This is a genomic window from Streptomyces sp. NPDC006332, from assembly GCF_040612855.1.
Taxonomy (GTDB): domain Bacteria; phylum Actinomycetota; class Actinomycetes; order Streptomycetales; family Streptomycetaceae; genus Streptomyces.
This window is the reverse complement of the sequence record NZ_JBEXRA010000020.1, coordinates 59,761-84,918: the sequence shown is the minus strand read 5'-3', so window position 1 is coordinate 84,918 and position 25,158 is coordinate 59,761. Positions and strand designations below refer to the sequence as shown.

Below are 25,158 nucleotides of genomic sequence, written 5' to 3'. Positions count from 1 at the left end.
TGCCGCCACGCGTCCACGCCGCCGTCAGTGTCCGAGAGCATCGTCGGTCCTCTCCTTTCGCGCGTGCCCCACGGTGGGGCCCCCGGAGTGCAGCAGGCAGGCGACCTCCTGGGCGCCGACCTGGCCCAGCACCGGCAGGACGCTGTCGCACAGCGCGAACCGCTGGGGGCACCGCGGGTGGAAGGCACACCCCGGCGGCGGGTGGCGCAGGTCCGGTGGCGAGCCCGGGATGCCGCTCAGTCGCCGGACCGGTTCCCGCAGCGGCGGGAAGGAGGCGCGCAGGCCCTCGGTGTAGGGGTGCCTGGGGTGGTGGTAGATGTCGGCGGCGGTGCCGATCTCGATGATGCGGCCCGCGTACATGATGGCGATCCGGTCGGCGAGCTCGACCAGCAGTGACAGGTCGTGGGTCACGAACACCACGGCGAAACCGAGCCGTGCGCGCAGCCGCAGGATGTTCGCCAGTATCTGACGCTGCATCACCACGTCGACGGCGGTGGTGGGTTCGTCCATGACGACGAGGTCGGCGCCGCAGGCGAGAGCGAGCGCTATGGTGGCGCGTTGCCGGGTGCCGCCGGACAGTTCGTGCGGGTAGCGGCCCGCCTGACCGGCGGTGAGGCCGACGAGGGTGAGGAGTTCCTCGGTGCGTTCGCGCGCCGCCTGCCGACTGAGCGTCCGGTCGTGTTCGCGCAGGACGTCGGTGAACTGGGCGCCGAGCCGGGCGACGGGGTTGAGGGCGTTCATGGCGCTCTGCAGGACGATGGCCATGTCCCGCCAGCGCAGCTTCCTGAGGTCGCGCTCACTCAGACCGACCAGGTCGACGGGGTCCGCCGCGCCCCGGGGACGGAACAGGATCTCGCCCGCCGTGGTCACCGCGGGGGGCCGTTCCAGCCGGGTGAGCGCGGTGATCAGGGTGGACTTGCCTGAGCCGGACTCACCCGCGACGCCGAGGATCTCGCCACGCCGGACGGAGAAGGACACGTCGTCGCAGGCACGTACGGAGCCCCGCTCGGAGACGTACTCGACGGTGAGTGCCCGGACGTCCAGCAGGGTTTCGCCGTGATCACCGGGCATGCGAGACCTCCTTGGCTCGGCTCGCTTCCCGCGCGCGCTTGACCAGGGATGGGTTGGCGCTGCGCAGACGGGGGTTGGAGATCTCGTCGACACCGAAGTTGATCAGGGCGACGGAGGCGCCGAGCAGCGCGATGCACAGGCCCGGCGGGGCGAACCACCACCACATGCCGCTGATGAGGGCGTTGCCCTGCTGAGCGTCGCTGATCATGATTCCCCAGCTGATGGTGGTGGGGTCGGAGACCCCGAGGAACGCCAGACCGGACTCGGCGAGCACACCACCGACGAAGCCGCCCAGGAACATGGCGGAGATCCAGCCGATCAGGTGCGGCAGGACCTCGACCGTCGCGAGCCGCCACCGGCTCTCACCGAGCATCCGCATGGCGAGGACGAACTCCCGGTTGCGCAGGCTCATGGCCTGGGCCCGCAGTGCCCGGGTGCCGCCCGCCCAGCCGAAGAGACCGATGATGATGCCGATGACCACCGGTCCGCCGCCTCGCGTGTAGCCGCTGATGACGAAGATCAGCGCGAAGCCGGGCATGGTGAGGAAGACGTTGGTCAGGCCGGTGAGGGCGGAGTCGACGATCCCACCGGCCAGCCCGGCCGTCACCCCGACGACGATGGCGATGAAGGTGCCGAGTGTGGACGCGACCAGTCCGGCGAGCATCGACTCACGGGTGCCGGAGACCATCTGGGCCAGCACGTCCTGACCGCTCGCGGTCGTTCCCAGCAGGTGCTTGGAACTCGGCGGAGAGCTCACGGCGTTGAGGTCCAGCACGGTGGGGCTCTGGTGGAGCAGCGCACTTGTCATCCACGGCCCGAACAGCGCGAGCAGGCAGAAAGCGGCGAAGACCGCCACACCGAGGCGTACTTTCCAGCCCTTCAGCAGTTTCTTGACCATGAGTCACCTCGATTCCCTGGTCCGGGGGTCCAGCAGGACGTACACCGAGTCCGCCACGAGGTTGGCGAGCAGCACGGTGAGGGTGATCAGCAGGAAGACGGCCTGCATGGTCGGGTAGTCGCGCTTGGAGACCGCGTCGAACAGCAGGAACCCCATGCCCGGGTAGGAGAACACGATCTCGGTGAGCAGGGCGCCGCCGACCAGCCCGCCGATGGCGAGGGCGAAGTTGGTGACGCTGGGGAGCATCGCGTTGCGCGCCGCGTAGACCAGCATGACCTTCCAGCCCGGCAGGCCCTTGGCCCGGGCGAGCAGCACGTAGTCCTCGCTCAGGGTGGTGACCATCATGTTGCGCTGGCCGAAGACCCAGCCGCCGAAGGCGGAGAAGACGATGGTGGCGACCGGAAGCATGCCGTAGTGCAGGGCGCCGGTCAGGAAAGGCAGGTTGAAGCCGGGCACGGTGTCCACCGAGTAGCCGCCGGACACCGGAGCCCAGCCGAGCTTCACGGCGAAGACCCACACCGCGAGCAGCGCGACCCAGAAGTACGGGATGACACCGATCACGGTCGACAGCGGGGTGACCACGGTGTCGAACCGGCGGCCGGGCCGCCAGCCGACGACGATGCCGAGACCGACACCGATGACGAAGGCGATCACCGTCGAGGCGCCCACCAGCAGAAGCGTCCATGGCAGTGCGGCGCTCACCAGGTCGATCACCGGAACGGGGTACTGGCTGATGGAGAGTCCGAGGTCGCCGTGGATGAGCTGCTCGAGGTAGCCGAGGTACTGGGAGAGCAGGGGCTTGTCGGGGTTCCCGAAGAGGAGTTGGATCGAGTGGACGGTCTCGGGCGGCGGTGTCTGCCCGTTGCGCACGGTCATCGCCTGGATGATCGCCTGCGCCGGGTCCCCCGGCATGAGCCGGGGAATGAAGAAGTTCAGGGTGATGGCGACCCAGGTGACGAAGAGGTAGAAGCCGAGCCGGCTGCCGAGCCAGGTCCAACTGGTGCGGCGGCGGCGTGCCGGGCGCCGGGCGGCCTCCCCGGCCCCGCCCTGTTGGGCGAGGCCGGTCTCGGAGGCGATCAGGGGGGAGGTCATGGGGATCTCCGCTCAGCCCTTGGTGGGCCTGAGGTGCAGCAGCGTGGTGATGAACTCGGTGCCGGAACCTGTGTTGGCGAGGTAGTCCGGGTTCGCGGCTTCCGGCCATCCACTCCAGTGCGCCGTGTTGGCCACGCCCGCAGCGCCGGAGGAGAAGAGCGGGATGGTCGGGGCCTGGTCCACGATGATCGCCTGGGCCTGCCTGCCGAGCTGCTTCAAGCGGGCCTGGTCCTTCGTTCCGGCCATCTGGGCCAGGATCTTGTCGTAGTCGGCGTCGCGGAACCGGATGGTGTTGTTGGCGGACATCGTGCCGATGGGGGAGGCCAGTGTGCCGTTCATCTGGTTCAGTGCGGTGTAGATGCCCTCACCGCTGGACATCCAGGTCGCCGCGAGATCGAAGTGGCCCTTGGAGATCTCGTCCCCGGTGTTCGAGCCGCCGCTGAGCCGGACGTCGATGCCGAGCGTCTGCTTGATCTGCTGGACGACGAGTTGGGCGATGGTCTTGATGAAGGGCGTGTCGCTGGGCGCCACGAAGGTGACCGGCAGCTGCTTGCCGTCCTTGACGAGTCGGCCGCCCTGGACCGTGTAACCACCGGCTTGGAGTGACGCCTTGGCAGCGGCCACGTCCTGCTTGCGTGGCGCGAGGTACTGGGGATCGATCCAGTCCTTGTACGTCTTGGTCGACAGGCCCGTGGGGCTGGCGGGCGGCTGTTGCAGCGGCAGTTTGCTGGACGACAGCTTCGCGATCGCGTCGCTGTCGACGGCCTGGGCGAAGGCGCGGCGTACGTGGACATCGCTGAAGGCGCCCTTGGCGTTGTTGAGCATCACGGACACCACCGAGCCGTCCCACGCCATGATGAAGCGGTGGTTCTTGGGGTCGGAGGCGACATAGCTCTTGGCGTCGATGTCGCAGGTGCAGAAGTCGATGCTGTTGTTCTGCAGCTGCGTCTGGATGTTGGCGCTGGTGGCGGCGGTGTACCTCAGGTTGCTCATCGCCGGCTTGCCGCCCCAGTAGTCGGCGCGTGCGGCCATCGTGACGGCCTGCGGGGAGAAGGTCTTCACGCTGAAGGGGCCGGTGCCCACGGGGCTCTTGTCCACGTAGGTGAGCGGATTGCGGCCCACCCACAGCTTGCGCTCGATGATGTTGACGTTCTTCAAGTCGCCGAGCTGCTGGTATGCCGCGGACTTCCAGGTGACCGCGACCGCGTCCGAGCCCACCGCCTTCACTGCCGAGTACGAGGCGCCGCCCAACTTGGGGTTCTTCAGCCGCAGGTCGAGGCTGTACACCACGTCGGCCGGCGTGAGCGCCCCGCCGTCGGAGAATTTCACGCCGGGCCGCAGGGTGAGGGTGGCGGTGCGGCCGCTGTCCGACCAGGCCCATGACTTCGCGAGCCACGGTATGAGCACACCGCCCTTGGCCCGGTTCGAGGCGACGAGCGGTTCGTAGATGATGTTCAGTCCGGGGCCGGTGTCCGACTGGCTGAACGGATTGAAGTTGTTGGTGAACGTGGGGGCGCTGTTGGGTGCCTCGACGGTGATCGTGCCCGCGTTCGCCGAGGACTGCTTGGTGGCGCCTTCTGAACAGGCGCCGAGCGACAGGGTCAGCCCGAGCACGACGGCACACAACGCACCCGGCCGCAGCCGCTTTCTCATGGTGTGGTTCCTTCCCGAGTTGCTTGGTTCTCGGCGCGCTCGTCGCGTCGCAGATGTGGCCTCTGGGGGAATGGGCCGACCGAAGCAGATACATCGGAGCTCTAGAGGGCGCAGCACGCGATGGGGGCGCGGCGCCGATAACGATCCCGGGATCGTTCACGGGCTCTGTTGCGACCGACTATGGGGGCGCACCGCCGGGATGTCAACACTCCTGTCAAGTTGTTTGTGAGCTGCTGAGAGAAGGCGATGTAAAGCGCCCTGCCGGTCGCCTCGGGCGATCTCCGTGGGGCTGGGTCACCGAAGGGCATTGACACGTGGCGACACGTACTGCAAGCCTCGAAAGATCCGATGGATTGGCGCTGCCGGCGCGGTGTACAAGGAGCATCAGTCATGCATGACGACAGAACCCTGATCGAGACGAGGCTCGCGAAAGCACTCGCGGAACGGATCAGTCCGGCAGTCCATCCACAGGCGGTGCCCCTGGAGGTCGAGGCCTGGAGCGCACCCGGCGAACCGGTCCCGGTGGCCGAGGGGCTTGCGGCACCGTACGAGCCGGTCGAGGCCGGCCAGGCGTGGGGCCGTCCCTGGGGGACCGTCTGGTTCCGGGTCCGGGGCACCGTGCCCGACACCTGGGCCGGACGCGCGGTCGAGGCCGTCATGGACCTCGGCTTCACCGGCGCCGTCGCCGGCTTCCAGGCGGAGGCGCTGGTCTACCGCCCGGACGCCACCGCCATCAAGTCCCTGAACCCGCGCACCACTTGGGTACGCGTCGCCGACAAGGCCGAGGGCGGCGAAGAGGTGCTGATGCACCTGGAGGCCTCCTCCAACCCGGAGATCGACGGCCCGGTCAGCCGGATGGGCGACTGGGACACCTCCGGCGACGACCCGATCTACCGGCTGCGCCGCATGGACCTGGCGGTGTTCGACACCGAGGTGTGGGAGCTCACCCAGGACTTCGAGGTGCTGCAGCAGCTGATGCTGCACCTGTCCACCGACGACCCGCGCCGCTGGGAGATCCTGCGCACCCTCGAACGCGCCGTCGACGTCCTCGACCTGGACGGCGACGTGAACCGGGCCGCGCCCCGGGCGCGCGCCGTGCTCGCCGACGCGCTGGCCAGACCGGCCCATGCCTCGGCGCACCGGATCAGCGCGATCGGACACGCCCACATCGACTCGGCATGGCTGTGGCCGTTGCGCGAGACGGTCCGCAAGGTCGCCCGGACCACGTCCAACGTCACCGACCTCATGGACCGCGACCCCGGGTTCCTCTTCGCGATGTCCCAGGCCCAGCAGCTCGCCTGGATCAAGGAACGACGGCCCGAGGTGTACGAGCGGGTCCGGGAGAAGGTGGCGAGCGGGCAGTTCCTGCCGGTCGGGGGCATGTGGGTGGAGGCCGACACCAACATGCCGGGCTCGGAGGCGATGGCCCGTCAGTTCACCCACGGCAAGCGGTTCTTCCTGGAGGAGTTCGGGATCGAGACCGACGAGGTCTGGCTGCCCGACTCCTTCGGCTACTCGGCCGCGATGCCGCAGCTGGTGCGCCTGTCGCGCTCCACCTACTTCCTGACGCAGAAGATCTCCTGGAGCCAGTTCAACAAGTTCCCGCACCACACCTTCTGGTGGGAGGGCATCGACGGCACCCGGGTCTTCACCCACTTCCCGCCGGTCGACACCTACAACGCCTCGTTCACCGGCGAGGAGATGGCGCACACGGTCCGCAACTTCCAGGACAAGGGCTCCGCCACCCGCTCCCTGGTGCCCTTCGGCTGGGGCGACGGCGGCGGAGGCCCCACCCGCGAGATGCTCGCCCGCGCCCGCCGCCTCGCCGACCTCGAAGGCGCACCCCGCGTCGAGATCGAGAAGCCGTCCACGTTCTTCGCCAAGGCCCAGGCCGACTACCCCAACGCCCCTGTCTGGCTGGGGGAGTTGTACCTGGAGCTGCACCGGGGCACCTACACGTCCGTCGCGACCACCAAGCGGGGCAACCGGCGCAGCGAGCACCTGCTGCGCGAGGCCGAGCTGTGGTCGGCCACGGCCACGCTCCGGACCGGGCTCGCCTACCCGTACGAGCGGCTGGACCGGCTGTGGAAGACGGTGCTGCTGCACCAGTTCCACGACATCCTGCCCGGGTCGTCGATCGCCTGGGTCAACCGGGAGGCGCGTACCACCTACCAGGACGTCATGTCCGAGCTGGAGACCGTCATCGGTGAGGCGCTGCGGGCGCTGGCCGGTGACACCTCGGCGGGCGGCACCGTCGTCTTCAACGCGGCGCCCCACGGACGTGACGGCGTGCCCGCGCTGGGCGCCACACCCACCACCACCCGCTCGGCAGGGGTGTCGCCCGCCACCCTCACGTCCGGCGACGGCGGTCATGTGCTGGACAACGGATTGGTGCGCGTCGTCATCGACGCCCGGGGGCTTGTCGTGTCTTCGCGGGACAGCGCCACCGGCCGGGAGGCGATCGCTCCCGGCGGCTACGGCAACCTGCTGCAACTCCACCCCGACCTGCCGAACAACGGGGACGCCTGGGACGTCGACCACTACTACCGGCACACCGTCACCGACCTGACGGACGTGGACGAGGTGACACCGCTCGAGAACGGACCGGAGGCCGTGAGCGTCAAAGTCGTCCGCCGCTTCCGTGACTCGCGCGTCGAGCAGACGCTGCGGCTCGCCGCCGGAGCCGCACGCCTCGACATCGACACCACCGTCGATTGGCGTGAGACGCGGACCATCCTCAAGGCCGCCTTCGCGCTCGACGTCCACACCGACCGGTCGTCCTGCGAGACGCAGTTCGGGCACGTCCACCGCCCCACGCACACCAACACCTCATGGGAAGCGGCCAAGTTCGAGATCTGCGCCCACCGGTGGATCCACGTCGGCGAACCCGATTACGGGGTCGCCGTCGTCAACGACTCGACCTACGGGCACGACGTCACCCGCTCCCGCCGCGACGAGGCCGACGGCGGGGACGGCGGCATCACCACGACCGTCCGGCTGTCGCTGCTGCGCGCGCCCACCTTCCCCGACCCCGACCCCGACCGCGGCGTCCACCGGTTCGGCTACGCGCTCGTGCCGGGCGCGGGCATCGCCGACGCCGTCCGCGAGGGATACCGCGTCAACCTTCCGGTGCGCGAGGTGCCCGGCGACGCGCCGGTCGCTCCGCTGGTGACCGTCGTCGGCGCCGCCGACGCCGCCGCCGACGCCGTCGTCGTGGAGGCGGTGAAGCTGGCCGACGACGGCTCCGGTGACGTCGTCGTCCGGCTGTACGAGGCGCACGGCGCGCGGGCGACGGCTGCCCTCACGCCCGGATTCACCGCCGTCCGGGTGGTGGAGACGGACCTGCTGGAGCGGCCGTGGGACGACGACTGGCCGCACCGGGCGGCCGTCACCTCCGTACGGGACGACGCGACGGTGGAGCTGTCGCTGCGACCGTTCCAGATCGTCACCCTGCGGTTCGTGCGCGCACCAAACTCCCCGGAGGAATCAGCATGACCCGCTCCCGCGCCCTCGCCCTCCCGTTGCGCCTGTGGGAGAGCCCCGACGTCAGCGGCTGGCGGCGACTGCCCCTGCACGCCGTCCCCCGCGCCGGCCAGGGCGAGTGCGTCGACCTCGACGGCCGCTGGCGCTTCCAGTTGCTGCCGGGCCCCGACGCCGAGCCGGGCGGCTCCTGGTCGCAGCTGGAGGTGCCGGGATGCTGGACCATGCAGGACTTCGACGACGTCCATGGCGTCGGCGACCTGCCGCAGTACACCAACTTCCGCATGCCCTGGCCCGAGCCGCCACCCCACCTGCCGCCCGTCAACCCCACCGGAGTGCACGAGCGTGAGATCCACGTCCCGGCGCACTGGGCGGGACGGCGGATCGTCCTGCACGTCGGTGCCGCCGAGAGCGCGCTGATCGCCCACATCAACGGGGAGCCCGTCGGGGCGGGCAAGGACGCACACCTGGCCAGCGAGTTCGACGTCACCGGTGCCGTGCGCACCGGGCAGTCCAACACCGTGCGGCTCACGGTCGTCAAATGGTCGGACGCGACCTATGTCGAGGACCAGGACCACTGGTGGCACGGCGGCATCACCCGCTCGGTGTTCCTGTACGCCACCGACCCGCTGTACCTCGCCGACCTCCGCGTGACGGCGGACCTGGCCGAGGGCGGCACCGGACGGCTGCGGGTCGAGGCCGACCCACGGCACACTGACGGTCTGCTCCCCGTGGGCTGGTACGTCTCCGGACAACTGGAGGGTCTGGACGAGCCGCTCACCGGGGTGGCCACCCCGCCCCACCCGAGCTCCCCCTGGCAGGGCCGGGCCTTGCTGACCGCGACGGTCCCACAGGTCCGCCCCTGGTCGGCCGAGACACCCGAGCTGTACGAGCTGACGGTACGGCTCCACCACCCCGACGGCACGATCGCCGACCAGGCCGGCTGCCGGGTCGGTTTCCGCACCGTCGAGATCCGCGGCCGGGACCTGCTGGTCAACGGCGAGCGGGTGTTCATCAGGGGAGTGAACCGGCACGACTTCCACCCGCTCACCGGCCGGGTCCTCGACGAGGCCGACCTGCGCGCGGACCTGACCGTCATCAAGCGCTTCGGCTTCAACGCCGTCCGCACCTCCCACTACCCCAACGACCCCGCGCTGCTCGACCTCGCCGACGAACTCGGCCTGTACGTGGTGGACGAGGCCGACATCGAGAGCCACGGCCACTACGACGAGATCGCCCACGAACCCGGCTACCGAGCCGCCTTCCTGGAACGGGTGGCGCGGATGGCGAGCCGGGACAAGAACCATCCGAGCGTCGTCATCTGGTCGCTGGGCAACGAGAGCGGCTACGGCCCGAACCACGACGCCGCCGCCGGCTGGCTGCGCCGCTACGATCCGACGCGCCCCCTGCAGTACGAGGGCGCGCTCGGCGCCGACTGGGCGCGGCCGGGAACCGCCACCGACATCATCTGCCCGATGTACGCGCCGATCGACACGATCGTCGCGCACGCCACCTCCGGCGATCAGACCAGACCGCTGATCCTGTGCGAGTACTCGCACGCCATGGGCAACAGCAACGGCTCCCTCGCCGACTGCTGGACGGCCATCGAGTCGACCCCCGGTCTGCAGGGCGGCTTCGTCTGGGAGTTCTGGGACCACGGCATCCTGCAGCGCGTCGCCGACCAGCCGGGCTCCGGCCGCCCGGCGGGCCCCGGCACCACCGGCGGATACGCGGCCGGGGTCACCGCACCCGGCTATCGCTGGGCGTACGGCGGCGACTTCGGCGACGACCCCCACGACGGCGCCTTCTGCGCGGACGGGCTGGTGCTGCCCGACCGCACACCCAAACCCGCGATGTACGAGCACCGGGAGATCGCCGCACCCGTCCGGCTGCGACGGCTCGACTCCGGCGACGTCCTGATCACCAATCACCAGCACTTCCGCGACCTGACGTGGCTGACGGGCGAGTGGCGGCTGGAGACCCCCGACGCGGACGCCGTCCGGGCCCCGGCGCGGCTGCCGCACCTCGGGCCGGGCGAGAGCGCGACGCTCCCCGTCCCAGCGGAGTTGCTCGCCCGGCTGCCCGACGCGACCGACGGCGAGGCATGGCTGACACTCCGCGTCCGCACCGCCGCCGACCAGGTGTGGGCGCCACGCGGCACCGAGGTGTGCGTCCCGCAGGTGCGGCTGCGCCGCGAGACCCGCGGACTTCTCGCCCGCGCCTCGGCGCGGGAGGAGCGATCGGCCGCGCCGGTGTGCGTGGACGACCAGGGCTTCCTCGTCCACCCTCGGCTGGCCGCCCCGCCCGTGCTCAGCCTGTGGCGGGCACCCACCGACAACGACCGGCTCGGCCGGGCCGCCGACCGCTGGGAGGAGCAGGGCCTGCCGTCCGCGGCGCGTTCCCTCACGGACATCAAGCGGGACGGTGAACGCGTCGTCGTCCGCGCGGAGTACCTCACGGCGGCCGGCCCGGTCCTCCACGAGCAGGTGCTCACCGCGCTCGCCGGCGGGGTGCTCCTGGTCGAGGAGACCGCGGTGATCCCCGAGGGGCTCGATGACCTGCCCCGGGTCGGGACGGTCTTCACCGCCGCCGCGGGACTCGACCGGGCCGAGTGGTTCGGCCACGGCCCGCAAGAGACGTACCCCGACCGGTACGCGGGCGGTCCCGTCGGCCACTACGGCGCACCGGTGCGGGAGTTGTTCACCCCCTACGTCAGGCCCCAGGAGAGCGGCGGCAGACACGGGGTGCGCTGGTTCTCCCTCACCGCGGACGACGACGGCGGCAACGGCCTCACCGTGCACCTGGACACACCCCGTCAGGTCGGACTCACCCACTTCACCGCCACCGACCTGGCCGCCGCGCGCCACCACGACGAACTCACCGCCCAGCCCTGCGTCACCGTCCACCTCGACGCCGCCCACCGGGGACTGGGCACCGCCTCCTGCGGCCCGGACACCCTGCCTGCCTACCTGGTAGGTCCGGGGACCTACCGATGGGCGTGGACTCTGCGCGCCGGGGAGGTCCCGGCCTGAGCCCCCGACGCGGGCGGCACGCCCGGCCGGTGGTGACGAAAGCCGCTGTGCGGCCATGACTGCGGCGGGGGCGATTGTGTCCAACGCCCCCGCCGGACCTTCACGGGATGCTCAGCCGCGGTAGCCGAGCAGGCCGTGCAGGGTCGAGCCGTGTGCCGACGGCGACGCCGCCATCGACGTGGCCGCGGCCGCGGTCAGCGGCTCGGGGTCGGGCAGCGCCCGGCAGACCGCGTCGGCCGCACCGTGACCGCGCGGCACGGTGCCGTCGGTCAGGTACGCGGACAGGTGCTTGTCCAGGCAGGTGTTCCCACTGAGCGTGATGCCGTGGTTCCCGCCGCCTTCCTCGACCACCAGGCTGGAGCCGGCCAGCTTCCGGTGGACCGTGACGCCGCCCTCGTAGGGAGTGGCCGCGTCGTTCGTCGCCTGGAAGAGCAGCACCGGCGGCAGCTTGCTGTTGGCGATGTTCACCGGCTTCAGCGACTTGGCCGGCCAGGACGCGCACGGTGCGTTGTACCAGGCGTTGTTCCAGGTCATGAACGGGGCCTTCTCGTACACCGCCCAGTTGTCCTTGCGCCACTGGTTCCAGTCGCGTGGCCAGGACGCGTCACGGCACTGCACCGCGGTGTAGATGCTGTAGCCGTTGTCCCCGGACGCGTCGATGGCGGCGAAGTTCTCGTACGCCTCCACCAGCGGGCCGGCGTCCTTGTCGTTCACGTACGCCGCGAACGCGTCGGCCAGATAGGGCCAGTAGCCGTTGTAGTAGCCGCCCGGGATGAAGGTGTCCTCCAGTTCGGAGGCACCCACCTTCCGGTCGGCCGGCTTCTTGGCCAGGGCCGCGCGCATCGCGTACCACTTGGCCTCGACCTTCTCCGGATCGGTGCCGAGCCGGTATGCGCTGTCGTTCCGGGCGATCCACGCCATGAGGGCCCGGTGACGGTCGTTGAAGGCGTAGTCCTGGGTGAGGTTGTCGTCGTACCAGACGCCGGTGGGGTCGACGATCGAGTCCAGGACCAGGCGCCGCACCCGGTCCGGATAGAGCTTCGCGTAGACCGCGCCGAGGTAGGTCCCGTAGGAGTAACCGAAGTAGTTGATCTTCTTCGCGCCGAGCGCCGCGCGGATCGAGTCCATGTCCCGTACGGCGCTGATCGTGTTGATGTACGGCAGCACGCGCGCGTACTTCTTGCCGCAGGCGGCGGCGAAGGACTTGGCGCGGGACAGGTTGGCCTTCTCGAGCGCGGGCGTGCTCGGCACCGAGTCCGGCCGCACCGGGTCGAAGTAGCCGGGCCTGCAGTCCAGCGCGGGCTTGCTCGCGCCCACTCCGCGCGGGTCGAAGCCGATGACGTCGTACTGCGCCGCGACGGCCTTGGGCAGCGCGGCCGCGACGAAGCCGGCCAGCGTCAGACCGCTGCCGCCGGGACCGCCGGGGTTGACCAGCAGCGGGCCCTGGTACTTCTTCGCGGTGTGCCTCACTCGCGACAGCGCGAGAGTGATCTGCTTCCCGTGCGGCTTCGCGTGGTCGAGCGGCACCTTGAGGGACGCGCACTGGAGCGTCGGGTAGTCGGTGGTGCCGCACTTCTTCCAGGTGGGTTTCGCGGCTGGAGCGGCTTGGGCGGCTCGAGCGGTTTCCGCGGAGCGCGGGGCACTCGCGTCGGCCGGCACGGCCGTGAAGGCCCCGGCCACGACGACGGCGACACCGCACAGCACGGCTGCGCGATTTCTCATGGAGTCCTCCCAGGACGGAGGGTCTTCGGACCGCGAGGGTCGCGGTCCCGCCGCATCGTCCCGGAAAGACGACCTGGAAGAACGCGTTCTGGCAATAGTTGACCCGATCGGGTCGCGCTATGCGCTCGGATGCTCTCAGATCAACGAAAGTTGGGTCGGTTCGGGCAGCTCGGGCTGTTCCGGCTCGGGCTGCCGGATCCGGCGCGGCATCCCCGCGCGCGTCGGACCGATGCCGTACTCCTCGGCCAGCTCATGGACCTGACGGGTGATCCGGCGCTGGTACCACTTCGGGGCGTAGGAGCCGTCCGCGTACAGCCGCTCGTAGCGCCGCACCAGATACGGGTGCTCCCGGGCCAGCCAGGCCATGAACCACTCGCGGGCACCGGGACGCAGATGCAGCACCAGCGGGGTGACCGAAGTCGCCCCGGACGCCGCGATCGCGCGCACGGTCTCCCGCAGCCGGGCCGGCTGGTCGCTCAGGAACGGGATCACCGGCGCCATCAGGACCCCGCACGGGATGCCGTGTTCACCCAGCGTCCGTACGACCTCCAGGCGCCGCTCCGGCGCCGGTGTACCCGGCTCGACGGTGTGCCAGAGCGCGGGGTCGGTGAAGCCGACCGAGACCGAGATGCCGACGTCGGTCACCTCGGACGCCCGGGTCAGCAGGTCCAGGTCGCGCAGGATCAGCGTGCCCTTCGTCAGGATGGAGAAGGGGTTGGCGTGGTCGCTCAGGGCGCCGATGATGCCCGGCATGAGGCCGTAGCGGCCCTCGGCGCGCTGGTAGCAGTCGACGTTCGTGCCCATCGCGATGTGCTCGCCCTGCCAGCGGCGGGAGCCGAGCTGGCGGCGCAGCAGGTCCGGCGCGTTCGTCTTGACCACGATCTGGGAGTCGAAGCCCAGGCCCGTGTCGAGGTCCAGATAGCTGTGGGTCTTGCGGGCGAAGCAGTACACGCACGCGTGCGAGCAGCCCCGGTACGGGTTGACCGTCCACTGGAAGGACATCCGCGAGACCGCGGGCACCCGGTTGATGATCGACCGGGCCCGGACCTCGTGGAAGGTGATCCCGCGGAACTCGGGGGTGTCGAAGGTGCGGGTGGTCACCGCGTCGGCGTCGAACAGCGTGGCGTCCGCCCGGCTGTGTTCGCCGGAGTCGGTGAGGTTCTCCCAGCGCATGAGGCCTCCTCGGTAGCACTGCTGCCCAGAATAGAACACCTGTTCGCGTGATCGTGCAAGGGTCGTTTCCGATCGCTTCGGGGACCCCGATTTGGGGGCCCGAGGGCCGGGGTGGTTGGCTTGCCCCAACCCCGAGCACTCAGGTCCTGGAGGAAGTCAATGGCGCAGGTCGAGGCCACTACGGAGCGGGTCGTCGCGGCGGACGCGGAGGACGTGTTCGACGCCCTCGCCGACTACACCGGCACGCGCGGGAAGCTGCTGCCCGAGCAGTTCAGTGAGTACGAGGTGCGCGAGGGCGGCGACGGTGAGGGCACCCTGGTGCACTGGCGGCTCCAGGCCACCAGCAAGCGCGTGCGCGACTGCCTTCTGGAGGTCAGCGAGCCCACCGACGGCGAGCTGGTCGAGAAGGACCGCAACTCCTCCATGGTCACCACCTGGCGGGTCACTCCGGCCGGCGAGGGCAAGTCGCGGGTCGTGGTCACCACCACCTGGCAGGGAGCCGGCGGGATCGGCGGCTTCTTCGAGAAGACCTTCGCGCCCAAGGGGCTCGGCCGGATCTACGACGCCGTGCTCGCCAAGCTGGCCACCGAGGTCGAGAAGTAGGTCCAATCGGCCACTCATGACGGGCGATTGGCCCCTCACCGGTTCGAGTGGAACTCCGATCGGACCGCCATGACGCCGTAACTCGTCGCACTTGTTCGTAGTTGTCGCTCACTGCGGGAATTGCGTGACAGGTGCGACGACGGGAACGGTTCGTGGGCGGAACGACTCTGGTGCAGGACCAACCGGTCACCACACCCCTCATCGACGACCCGCCCCCGACATCCGCCACCGCCACGCAACTCAGCCCACGACGCGTGCGGTTGGTGTTCTGTGCACTGATGCTCGCGCTGCTGCTCGCCGCGCTGGAGCAGATGATCGTCGCCACCGCGCTGCCGAAGATCGTCGGCGAACTGCACGGCCTCGACCGGATGTCCTGGGCGATCACCGCGTACCTCCTCACCGCCACCGTCGGACTGCCGGTCTACGGCAAGCTCGGCGACCTGTACGGCCGCAAGGGCGTCTTCCAGTTCGCGATCGTCGTCTTCGTCGTCGGTTCCGCGCTCGCGGGCCGGGCGCACACCATGGACCAGTTCATCGCGTTCCGCGCGGTCCAGGGCGCCGGCGCCGGCGGCCTCATGATCGGTGTGCAGGCGATCATCGCGGACATCGTTCCGGCCCGGCGACGCGGGCGCTACCTGGGCGCGGTCGGCGCCGCCTTCGGACTCGCCTCCGTCGCGGGCCCGCTCCTGGGCGGCTACTTCACCGACCAGCACGACTGGCGGTGGTGCCTCTACCTCAACGTGCCCTTCGGTCTCCTCACCCTGGCCGTCGTCACGGTCGTACTGAAGCTCCCGAAGCCCGTGACGACGGCACGCTTCGACGTCCTCGGCGCGCTGTCGCTCGCCGCGGCCTCCACCTGCCTGGTGCTGCTGACCAGTTGGGGCGGCACCGAGTACGCCTGGGACTCGCGCGTCATCCTGGGCCTCGGCGCGGGCGTGCCGGTCGCCACCCTGCTGTTCCTCGTCGTCGAGCATGTCGCGACCGAACCCCTCATCCCCCTCAGGCTGTTCAGGGACTCCGTGTTCGTCGTCACGAGCCTGATGGGCCTCGTGATCGGGATCGCCCTGTTCGGTGCCGCCAGCTATCTGCCGACCTTCCTGCAGATGGTCGACGGGGCCTCCGCCACCGAGTCCGGTCTGCTGATGCTCCCGATGACGGGCGGCATCGTCGGCGCCTCCGTCATCTCCGGGCAGCTCATCAGCCACACCGGGCGCTACAAGATCCACCCGATCATCGGTGCCGCGCTCACCGCGACCGGCATGTGGCTGCTGTCCCGCCTGGAGGCCGACACGCCCCGGCTGCACTACAGCGTCTGGATGGCCGTCCTCGGCGCCGGTATCGGCATGGTGATGCCGGTACTCGTCCTCGCCGTGCAGAACTCCGTACGCCCCGCCGACCTCGGCACCGCCACCAGCGCCACCAACTGCTTCCGGCAGATCGGCGGCAGCATCGGCGCCGCGGTGTTCGGCACCCTCTTCGCCGGCCGGCTCGCCGACGCCCTGCGCGAGAGCCTCCCCGCGAGCGCGAGCGCGGGTGCCGGGCTGCCCGACCCTGACTCCGTCACCCCGCAGCTCGTGCACACGCTGCCCCCGGCGCTGCGTGACGGCTACATCCGGGCCTACGCCGACGCCATGCCGAGGATCTTCCTCTACCTGGTACCGGTACTCGTCCTCGGCCTGCTCCTCGCCTTCTTCCTCAAGGAGAAGCCGCTGGTGTCGCTCGACGCCCCCGCCGCCCAGCCGGAGGCCGCGCAGCCGAACGCCACCGTCCCGCGGGCCCGCACCCGCCCTCCGGGCAAAGAGACCGGCGCCTCGCGTCGTTCGCCGTACGGTGCCTGCGCCCCCGTACGCGGCACCGTGCGGCGCCCCGACGGCACCGTCGTGCCGCATGCGGCGCTCACCCTGATCGACACCGACGGACAGCAGATGGGGCGGGGCGCGAGCGGCGAGGACGGCCGGTACGCGGTGTCACCGGCGCGCTCCGGCTCCTCCGTCCTGATCGCCGCGGCCGGTGGGCATCATCCGCAGGCGGTCCCGCTGACCGTCGGCGAGCGCCCCGTCGAACTGGACATCGTCCTCGGCGGCGCCGGACGCCTCGCCGGGTATGTGCTGACCGCGAACGGCACGCCCGTGCCCGGCGCCGCCGTCACCCTCACCGACGCGCGCGGCGAGGTCGTCGCCACCACCCGCAGCGGCGCCGAGGGCGGCTATGTCGTCACCGACCTGGTGGCCGGCGAGTACACCCTCGCCGTCGGCGCTCCCGGCTTCCGCCCGGCCGCGCTGCCCGTCACCGTCCAGGCCGCCGGCCAGACCCGGCAGGACGTCGAACTCGCCGGCGGCGCCGCGCTGCACGGCACCGTGCGGGCGGCCGACGGGCGCCCCGTCGAAGACGCGCGGGTGACGCTGCTGGAGGTGGGAGGCAGCGTCGTGGACACCCTCAACACCGGCCCGGACGGAACGTTCCGGTTCGTCGACCTGTCGTCCGGCGAGTACACCGTCATCGCCGCGGGTTACCCGCCGGTCGCCACCGTGCTCCAGGTCGCGGGCGCGGGACCCACCCAGCGCGATCTCAGGCTGGGGCACGAGGAATGACGACCCCTCGGTGACTCCACCATCCGCGAGCCGTCGTCCCAGCTCAGCGCGGGGCGGTCGGGGGCGCACGCCGGTGTGTTCCGGTGCCGCGGATTCCCGTATTGCCGCACTTGGTGACCGGCCGAGGCGTACGGTGGTGACGGCAGTACAGATCTTGCTCGAGCCGTGGGGAGAGAGGGCCTGGGCCGTGGACCGTGGCACCCACAGCGACACTCCTCCCGGCACCTCGGCTGGGACCGGCACGGCGAAGACCGCCGAGCCCGGACGGATCCCGCTGGCCGTGGTGGTGGTGGACCGTCGCGGCCGGGTGTCCCACTGGAGCACCGGCGCCCGACGCCTGTTCGCCGTGGCCGAACGGGAGGCGATCGGGCGGCCGGTCGTCGATCTGCTGCCCGTCTTCGGAGCGCTGCCCGAGGAGGACGCGCCCTATGGGCCGTACACGGCCGATGACAGCCCCGGCCCCGGCCTCGAACCGCCTCTGAACAAAGCGCCGACCTCTCCGACCGCGGGACGCGCCCGGCTCACCGTGCCCGGGAACGAGCACGAGGAGACCGGCAACTCCCCGCCCGGCAGGCGGCGGAGGGTCGATGTCCTGTGGTGGGCCTACCCCTTGGCCGGCCCCGGGCCGGAGCGGTTGCTCGTGCTCGCCGCGGACGCCGGCGGACTCCCTCACGGTGACGCCGACCGGGGCAGGGCCGTCGAGCGGATCGCACCCGCCTTCGCCCCGCGCACCGACTTCCCCGGCGCCGACGAGCTCGCCCGTCGGCTCCCCGAGATCCTGCCCGGTATGAGCGCGGAGGACAGTGCCCGCGTCGTCGCCCAGGTCCTCGAACTGGGTCACCCCTTCCTGGAGTTCAGCCCATACGACCGGGTGCCCGTGACCCCCGCCTGACCAGGGGACTGGCGCCACGGCCCGATCCGCTTCGGGCGTCGTGCGACGGACCTCGTGGCGTTCGCGGCGGGTCCACCCGGACCGCCGGCCGAACAGAGCCGGAGACCGACGAACAGCTTCCTGGCCCGTTCCCCCTCCGGCGCGTAACGTGACCGAGCATGAAGATCCTGATCAGCGCCGACATGGAGGGCGCCACCGGGGTGACCTGGCCGGCCGACGTGCTGCCGGGGACCCCGCAGTGGGAGCGGTGCCGCTCGATGTTCACCTCCGACGTCGACGCCGCAGTGCGGGGCTTCTTCGACGGCGGCGCCGACGAGGTCGTCGTCAACGAGGCCCACTGGACCATGCGCAACCTGCTCCTCGAACAGCTCGACGAGCGGGCCGAGATGCTCACCGGCCGCCACAAGTCGCTGTCCATGGTGGAGGGCGTGCAGCACGGCGACGTGGACGGCGTCGCCTTCGTCGGCTACCACGCGGGCGCCGGCATGGAGGGCGTCCTGGCGCACACCTACCTCGCCAACTCCGTCACCGGAGTCTGGCTGAACGGCGTACGGGCGAGCGAGGGACTGCTGAACGCCCATGTCGTCGCCGAGTACGGAGTGCCCGTCGTCCTGGTCACCGGCGACGACGTGGCCTGCGAGGACGCGCTCGGTTACGCCCCCGAGGCGCTGAAGGTCGCCGTCAAGGACCATGTGTCGCGGTACGCGGCCGTGTGCCGTACGCCCACCAGGACCGCCGCCGACATCCGCGCGGCGGCCAAGGCGGCCGCATCCCTGGCGGTCCGTCAGGAACCGGTGGACGGCGGGCCGTTCACCGTGGTTCTGGAGTTCGACGCCGCGCACCTGGCGATGGCCGCCACCGTCGTGCCGGGGGTGAGGGGCGTCGGCGAGCGGAAGGTGTCGTACACCAGTGACACCATGTATGAGGGGATCCGCACCTTCAAGGCGGTGACCACGATCGTCTCGGCCGCCGTGGAGGAGCAGTATGGCTGACCAGCAGGCCCTGGACGAGGTCGTCGGGTTCACCTCGGACCTCATCCGCCTCGACACCAGCAACCGGGGCGGCGGCGACTGCCGGGAGCGGCCCGCCGCCGAGTACGCCGCCGCGCGGCTCACCGAGGCGGGCCTCACGCCCACCCTGCTGGAGCGCACCAAGGGACGTACGAACGTGGTGGCGCGGATCGAGGGCACCGACCCGTCGGCCGACGCGCTGCTCCTGCACGGTCATCTGGACGTGGTGCCCGCCGAGGCCCGGGACTGGAGCGTGCACCCCTTCTCCGGGGAGATCCGCGACGGGGTCGTCTGGGGACGGGGCGCCGTCGACATGAAGAACATGGACGCGATGATCCTCGCCGTGCTGCGGGACTGGGCCCGGCACGGCGTGCGGCCCCGGCGGGACATCGTCGTCGCGTTCACCGCCGACGAGGAGGACAGCGCCGAGGACGGCTCCGGATTCCTCGCCGACGAGCACCCCGGGCTGTTCGAGGGCTGCACGGAGGGCGTCAGCGAGTCGGGTGCGTTCACCTTCCACGACGGCAGCGGGCGGGAGCTGTACCCGATCGCGGCCGGCGAGCGCGGCACCGGCTGGCTGAGGCTGACCGCACGCGGCCGCGCCGGACACGGCTCCAAGGTGAACCGGGAGAACGCCGTCACCCGGCTGGCCGCCGCCGTCACCCGGATCGGCGAGCACGAGTGGCCGCTGCGGCTCACCCCGACCGTGCGCGCCGCGCTCACCGAACTCGCCGCGCTGCACGGCATCGAGACGGACCTGACCGACGTGGACGGGCTGCTGGAGAAGCTCGGCCCGGCGGCGAAACTCGTCGAGTCCACGGTGCGCAACAGCGCCAACCCGACCATGCTGGACGCCGGTTACAAGCTCAACGTGATCCCGGGGGAGGCCGTGGCGTATGTGGACGGGCGCTTCCTGTTCGGCGCCGAGGACGAGTTCCGCGCCACCCTCGACCTGCTCACCGGGCCCGATGTGGAGTGGGAGTTCCAGCATCGGTCGGTCGCCCTCCAGGCGCCGGTGGACTCCGTGACGTACGCGCGGATGCGGGCCGCCGTTGAGGAGTTCGCGCCTCAGGGGCACGTGGTGCCGTACTGCATGTCCGGCGGGACCGACGGCAAGCAGTTCTCGCGACTCGGGATCACCGGCTACGGTTTCACCCCGCTGAAACTTCCCGAGGGCTACGACTACCAGGCCCTCTTCCACGGGGTCGACGAGCGCGTGCCCATCGAGGCGCTGCACTTCGGCGTCCGTGTCCTCGACCGCTTCCTGCGCACCGCCTAGACACCCGGGGGACGAAGTGCGGACGTTGGCCTACGGTTCCTGGCCCTCACCCATCGGCGCCGAGCTCGCCGCCGCGCACGACGGGCGACCCGAGTACGTGGGGTTCGTCGGCGACGAAGCCTGGTGGACGGAGCCCCGGCCCACCGAGGGCGGGCGGCGCACCCTGGTCAGGCGGCGCGCCGACGGTACCCAGGAGTCCGTACTGCCCGCTCCGTGGAACGTGCGCAGCCGGGTCATCGAGTACGGCGGACAGCCCTGGGCCGGCGCCGTGGTCGACGGCGAACAGCTCGTCGTCTTCGTGAACTTCGCCGACCAGCGCCTGTACCGGTTGCGGTCGGACGGCGAACCACTCCCGCTCACCCCGCTCTCCCCGGTCGGCGACGGACTGCGCTGGGCGCAACCGCGGTTGCGTCCCGAACGCGGTGAAGTGTGGTGCGTGCTGGAGGAGTTCACCGGCGAGGGCCCCGACGACATTCGACGGGTCCTGGCCGCCGTACCGCTGGACGGCTCGGCCGCCGAGGACCGGGCCGGCGTACGTGAACTCACCGACGACCGGCACCGTTTCGTCGCCGGGCCCCACCTGTCGCCCGGCGGGCGGCGGGCGGCCTGGCTGGCCTGGGACCACCCGCGGATGCCGTGGGACGGCACCGAACTCGTGGTCGCCGAGGTCGGCACGGACGGCACCTTCGGGCCGCCGCGGACCGTGGCGGGCGGACCGGCTGAGGCCATCGCGCAGGTGGAGTGGTCGGCGGACGGCGGTCTGCTGTACGCGAGCGACCGTAGCGGCTGGTGGAACCTGTACCGGGAGGGCGAGCCCTTCGGGCGGGCGGACCCCTCTCTCGCTGCGCTCGCCCCGCGCGAGGAGGAGTTCGGCGGGCCGCTGTGGAAGCTCGGATCCCGTTGGTTCGCCCCGCTGGAGGGCGGCCACATCGCCGTGGTGCACGGCTGCGGCGCCACCGCCCTCGGCATCCTCGACCCGGAGACCGGCGAAATCGTCGACACGGCCGGGCCCTGGACCGAGTTCGCGCCCGACCTCGCCGTGCGCGGACAGCAGGTCGTCGCCGTCGGGGCCAGCCCCCGCAGCGCGTACGAGGTGGTGGAGCTGGACGCCCGGCCCGGCCGGGCCCGGGTGATCGGCGCCCCGCACGACGACGCCGTGGACCCCGCGTTCTACCCCGAGCCGCAGATCCGCACCTTCACCGGCCCCGCCGGACGCGAGATCCACGCCCACATCTACCCGCCGCACCACCCCGGCTGCACCGCGCCCGACGAGGAACTGCCGCCGTACGTGGTGTGGGCGCACGGCGGACCCACCGGACGCGCGCCGCTCGTCCTCGACCTGGAGATCGCCTACTTCACCTCACGGGGCATCGGGGTCGCCGAGGTCAACTACGGCGGCTCCGCCGGATACGGCCGCCAGTACCGCGACCTGCTGCGGGAGCAGTGGGGTGTGGTGGACGTCGAGGACTGCGCGGCCGTCGCGCTGGCCCTGGCCGACGAGGGCACCGCGGACCGGGACCGGCTGGCGATCCGGGGCGGCAGCGCGGGCGGCTGGACCGCGGCCGCCTCGCTCGCCATGACCGACGTGTACGCCTGCGGCACGATCCTCTACCCGATCCTCGACCTGGTCGGGTGGGGCACCGGAGAGACCCACGACTTCGAGTCCCGTTACCTGGAGACCCTCATCGGGCCGTACGCCGAGGTCCCCGGCCGGTACACGGAACGCTCGCCCACCGAGCACGCCGACCGGATCACCGCCCCGTTCCTGCTGCTGCAGGGCCTGGACGACGTGATCTGCCCGCCCGTCCAGTGCGAGCGGTTCCTCGCCCGGATGGCCGGCCTGGGGGTACCGCACGCGTACCTCGCCTTCGAGGGTGAGGGGCACGGTTTCCGCCGGGCCGAGACCACGATCCGGGTACTGGAATCCGAACTCTCCCTGTACGCCCAGGTCTTCGGGCTGAACCCGCCCGGCGTCCCCGCATTGGAGCTCACCAGGTGAACGAACTCAGCCGGCCGTCACGGCTCGCCCCCGGCGCCCGCGTGGCCGTCGTCGCGCCCAGCGGACCGGTGCCCGAGGAGCGGCTGCAGTCCGGCCTCGACGTGCTGCGCGGCTGGGACCTCGACCCGGTGGTGGCACCGCATGTACTGGACCGGCACCGGGAGTTCGGCTACCTCGCGGGCACGGACGCCGACCGGGCCGCCGATCTGCAGAGCGCCTGGTGCGACCCCGCCGTGGACGCCGTGCTGTGCGCGCGGGGCGGGTACGGGGTGCAGCGGATGGTCGATCTGCTCGACTGGGAGGCGATGCGGGCGGCCGGACCGAAGGTGTTCGTCGGGTTCAGCGACATCACAGCCCTGCACGAGGCCTTCGCCCGCCGCCTGGGCCTGGTCACGCTGCACGGCCCGATGGCGGCCGGCATCGACTTCATCAAGAACGCCCGCGCCCAGGAACACCTCAGAGCCACCCTGTTCGCCCCTGAGACGGTCCGCACGATCACCTCCGGCGGCAGAGCCCTGGTGCCCGGCCGGGCGCGAGGTGTCACCCTCGGCGGCTGCCTGAGCCTGCTCGCCGCCGAACTCGCCACCCCGTACGCCAGGACCGGCGCGCACGGCGGACTGCTGTGCCTGGAGGACGTGGGCGAGGAGACGTACCGCCTGGACCGCTACCTCACCCAGCTCCTGCGCGCGGGCTGGCTCGACGGGGTGCGCGGGGTGCTGCTCGGATCCTGGGAGCGGTGCGAGGCGTACGACGACGTACGCGTGCTGCTCACCGACCGGCTCGGGAGCCTGGGCGTGCCCGTCGTGGAGGAGTTCGGGTTCGGGCACTGCGATGGGGCGTGGACGATCCCGTTCGGTGTCGCGGCCGAACTCGACGCCGACGCGGGCACGCTGACCTTGCGGGAGCCGGCGCTGCGTTGATGCCGCCGCACCGTGGCGTGCGCGGCCGGGGGACACCGGGACGCCGGATCCGCCGTCGGCGGGTGAGCGGGCCGTAGGGTGGCGGGGTGCCTCATCATGCGTCCCGCTATCTCGCCGAGGGCCCCCGGGTGGGCGTACGGCACTTCACCCAGGAGGACCGCGCCGAGTTCACCGCCCGGGTGCGGGAGAGCAGGGAGCTGCATCGCCCGTGGCTCTTCCCGCCGGACAGCGCGGGTGCGTACACCGCGTACGCGGGGCGGCTGATCGAGGATCCGACCAAGGCCGGGTTCCTGGTGTGCGAGAAGGACCCCGAGTCGGGCGACGTCGGCGCCATCGCCGGGTTCGTCAACATCAACAACATCGTCCAGGGCGGTTTCCAGTGCGGGACGCTGGGCTACGGGTCCTTCGCGCACGCCGCCGGGCGCGGACTGATGCGGGAGGGGCTCGACCTGGTGGTCGGGTTCGCGTTCGGGCGGATGCGGCTGCACCGGCTGGAGATCAACGTGCAGCCCGGGAACGCCGCCTCCATAGCGCTCGCCCGGGCCTGCGGGTTCCGGCTGGAGGGCTTCTCCCCGGACATGCTCTTCATCGACGGGGCCTGGCGGGACCACGAGCGGTGGGCGCTCACGGTGGAGATGCGGGATTCCGCGCGACCCCGGAGGGGAGGGCCTCGCCGGAAACGGTGACGGGGCCCCGGCATCCGGCGGGTACGAGGTCCTAGAGGCTACGAGCCGCCGCGGTCCGCGTACTCGTACACCACCCCGTCCGGATGCATCGCGATCAGGTTGCGGCCTCCCGGCGTCGCGAGCGGGCCCGCGACGATGCGGGCGCCCAGTTCCGTCAGCACCCGGTGGGTTTCGTCGACGTCCTTGACGGCGATCGTCGCGGCGACCTTGCGCAGCACCTCCAGCTGCGCCTCGGGCCCGCTCATCAGCAGGAAGCAGCCGACCGCGGCGACCTGGACGCCGCCGCGTTCGAAGCGGAGGGCCGTGCCGCCCGCGAGGCGCTCGTAGAAGGGGACCGCGGTCTCCAGGTCGTCGACGCAGATGCGCAGCGTGGCTCCCAGAATCTCCATGACGACGAGCCTAGTTGGCACGGCCCAGGGAGTGAGATCGCTTCACGTGATCTTTTCGCCACGGCCGCCCCGGCGCCACGGCCGCCCCGGCGTTACGCGCCGGTGGCCCGGGGTACCCGGCGGCAATGGACCGCTTGGATCATTTGGAGCATCTGGACAAGCATCTGGTCGATGAGCTGGCGCAGGTCGCGCGCGAGACGGTGCGGGACGAACTGCGTGAGCAGACGCGTAAGCAACGCCGTAGGGCCGTGCTGTACGCCGCGTCCGGCACCGTGGCCCTGTACGCGGGCGCGGCCTTCGCGCTCACGGTGGGGCTGGCGCTCGCCGTCGTGCTGCCGAGCTGGGCCGCCGCCCTGATCACCGCGGCGATCCTCAGCGCCGTGGCCTACGCGCTGCGCGCGGCCGCCCGGCCGACGGCGTCCTCCATGACCGGGCCGGCCCCCGCGCACGCCGCCGGATCCGCCGCGAGCGGCCGGCGGTCCACCGGCGGGATGCCACCCACGCCGCCACGTGCCGCGGACATGCCGTCGTACCCGCCGATGCCGCCCGTGGCGCCCCGGGTGGGCACCCGGGCCCCCGGCCCGGGCGAGTCGTGGTCCGCGCCGCCGCGCCCCGATGACAGCGACCCCGAGCAGCCGCACCACCGGGCGTGATGGCCGGTGCGCGAC

17 protein-coding genes and 1 pseudogene are annotated in these 25,158 nt (G+C 71.3%); 11 read left to right on the top strand and 7 right to left on the bottom strand.

Annotated elements, in window-relative coordinates; translation table 11 throughout:
- Positions 1-24: 24 nt before the first annotated feature.
- The 4 genes from ABZ027_RS19785 to ABZ027_RS19770 are packed head-to-tail and all read right to left on the bottom strand — an operon-like array spanning position 25 to position 4,714.
- On the bottom strand, positions 25-1,071 hold the full coding sequence (locus ABZ027_RS19785; protein ID WP_356769953.1) for an ABC transporter ATP-binding protein: 1,047 nt from the start codon (positions 1,069-1,071) through the stop codon (positions 25-27).
- Positions 1,061-1,969, bottom strand: coding sequence for an ABC transporter permease (locus ABZ027_RS19780; protein ID WP_356769951.1), 909 nt, complete (start codon positions 1,967-1,969; stop codon positions 1,061-1,063). The genes ABZ027_RS19785 and ABZ027_RS19780 overlap by 11 nt, the downstream gene beginning before the upstream one ends.
- 3 nt (positions 1,970-1,972) lie before the next feature.
- Entirely contained in the window at positions 1,973-3,061 is a 1,089-nt protein-coding gene (locus tag ABZ027_RS19775; protein ID WP_356769949.1) for an ABC transporter permease, read from the bottom strand.
- Positions 3,062-3,073: 12 nt separating this feature from the next.
- Entirely contained in the window at positions 3,074-4,714 is a 1,641-nt protein-coding gene (locus ABZ027_RS19770; protein WP_356769947.1) for an ABC transporter substrate-binding protein, read from the bottom strand.
- Between the two features lie 390 nt (positions 4,715-5,104).
- On the opposite strand from ABZ027_RS19770, the gene ABZ027_RS19765 reads away from it, so the two are divergent.
- A complete protein-coding gene (locus ABZ027_RS19765) occupies positions 5,105-8,209 on the top strand; it encodes a glycoside hydrolase family 38 C-terminal domain-containing protein (protein ID WP_356769945.1) in 3,105 nt (1,034 codons plus the stop codon).
- Complete coding sequence (locus tag ABZ027_RS19760) at positions 8,206-11,226, top strand: glycoside hydrolase family 2 TIM barrel-domain containing protein (protein ID WP_356769943.1); 3,021 nt, start codon at positions 8,206-8,208, stop codon at positions 11,224-11,226. Before ABZ027_RS19765 ends, ABZ027_RS19760 begins: the two co-directional genes overlap by 4 nt.
- A gap of 111 nt (positions 11,227-11,337) precedes the next feature.
- On the opposite strand, the gene ABZ027_RS19755 is transcribed toward ABZ027_RS19760, so the two are convergent.
- Together ABZ027_RS19755 and ABZ027_RS19750 are read right to left on the bottom strand one after the other, a co-directional pair.
- Positions 11,338-12,948: an alpha/beta hydrolase gene (locus ABZ027_RS19755; RefSeq protein WP_356769942.1), complete on the bottom strand. Its 1,611-nt coding sequence runs from the start codon at positions 12,946-12,948 to the stop codon at positions 11,338-11,340.
- Between the two features lie 135 nt (positions 12,949-13,083).
- A complete protein-coding gene (locus ABZ027_RS19750; protein WP_356769940.1) occupies positions 13,084-14,121 on the bottom strand; it encodes an Rv2578c family radical SAM protein in 1,038 nt (345 codons plus the stop codon).
- 159 nt (positions 14,122-14,280) lie between these two features.
- Here ABZ027_RS19750 and ABZ027_RS19745 point away from each other — a divergent pair, with 159 nt between their 5' ends.
- The 8 genes and pseudogenes from ABZ027_RS19745 (at position 14,281) to ABZ027_RS19710 (ending at position 24,101) form a co-directional block, all read left to right on the top strand.
- The gene (locus ABZ027_RS19745; protein ID WP_356769938.1) at positions 14,281-14,724 is read left to right on the top strand and encodes an SRPBCC family protein; all 444 of its coding nucleotides are present in this window, start codon (positions 14,281-14,283) and stop codon (positions 14,722-14,724) included.
- A gap of 152 nt (positions 14,725-14,876) precedes the next feature.
- Positions 14,877-17,315, top strand: coding sequence for an MFS transporter (locus tag ABZ027_RS19740; protein WP_356769936.1), 2,439 nt, complete (start codon positions 14,877-14,879; stop codon positions 17,313-17,315).
- Between the two features lie 187 nt (positions 17,316-17,502).
- Positions 17,503-18,201 (top strand): annotated as a pseudogene (locus ABZ027_RS19735) (PAS domain-containing protein); the annotation flags it as partial.
- 164 nt (positions 18,202-18,365) lie between these two features.
- Positions 18,366-19,199 carry a M55 family metallopeptidase gene (locus ABZ027_RS19730; RefSeq protein ID WP_356769934.1) on the top strand — a complete coding sequence of 278 codons (834 nt, stop codon included), beginning with the start codon at positions 18,366-18,368 and terminating at the stop codon, positions 19,197-19,199.
- Positions 19,192-20,496, top strand: coding sequence for a M20/M25/M40 family metallo-hydrolase (locus ABZ027_RS19725; protein ID WP_356769932.1), 1,305 nt, complete (start codon positions 19,192-19,194; stop codon positions 20,494-20,496). The genes ABZ027_RS19730 and ABZ027_RS19725 overlap by 8 nt, the downstream gene beginning before the upstream one ends.
- A gap of 16 nt (positions 20,497-20,512) precedes the next feature.
- Complete coding sequence (locus ABZ027_RS19720; protein ID WP_356769930.1) at positions 20,513-22,495, top strand: prolyl oligopeptidase family serine peptidase; 1,983 nt, start codon at positions 20,513-20,515, stop codon at positions 22,493-22,495.
- Positions 22,492-23,415 (top strand): LD-carboxypeptidase, encoded by a 924-nt coding sequence (locus ABZ027_RS19715; protein ID WP_356769928.1) that lies wholly within the window; start codon positions 22,492-22,494, stop codon positions 23,413-23,415. The genes ABZ027_RS19720 and ABZ027_RS19715 overlap by 4 nt, the downstream gene beginning before the upstream one ends.
- Positions 23,416-23,501: 86 nt before the next feature.
- Positions 23,502-24,101 (top strand): GNAT family protein, encoded by a 600-nt coding sequence (locus ABZ027_RS19710; protein WP_356769926.1) that lies wholly within the window; start codon positions 23,502-23,504, stop codon positions 24,099-24,101.
- 38 nt (positions 24,102-24,139) lie between these two features.
- Here the strand turns inward: ABZ027_RS19710 and ABZ027_RS19705 are convergent, their stop codons facing one another.
- On the bottom strand, positions 24,140-24,490 hold the full coding sequence (locus ABZ027_RS19705) for a VOC family protein (RefSeq protein WP_356769924.1): 351 nt from the start codon (positions 24,488-24,490) through the stop codon (positions 24,140-24,142).
- 125 nt (positions 24,491-24,615) lie between these two features.
- Between ABZ027_RS19705 and ABZ027_RS19700 the strand changes: the two genes are divergently transcribed.
- Complete coding sequence (locus ABZ027_RS19700) at positions 24,616-25,143, top strand: phage holin family protein (protein ID WP_356769922.1); 528 nt, start codon at positions 24,616-24,618, stop codon at positions 25,141-25,143.
- Positions 25,144-25,158: the final 15 nt, after the last annotated feature.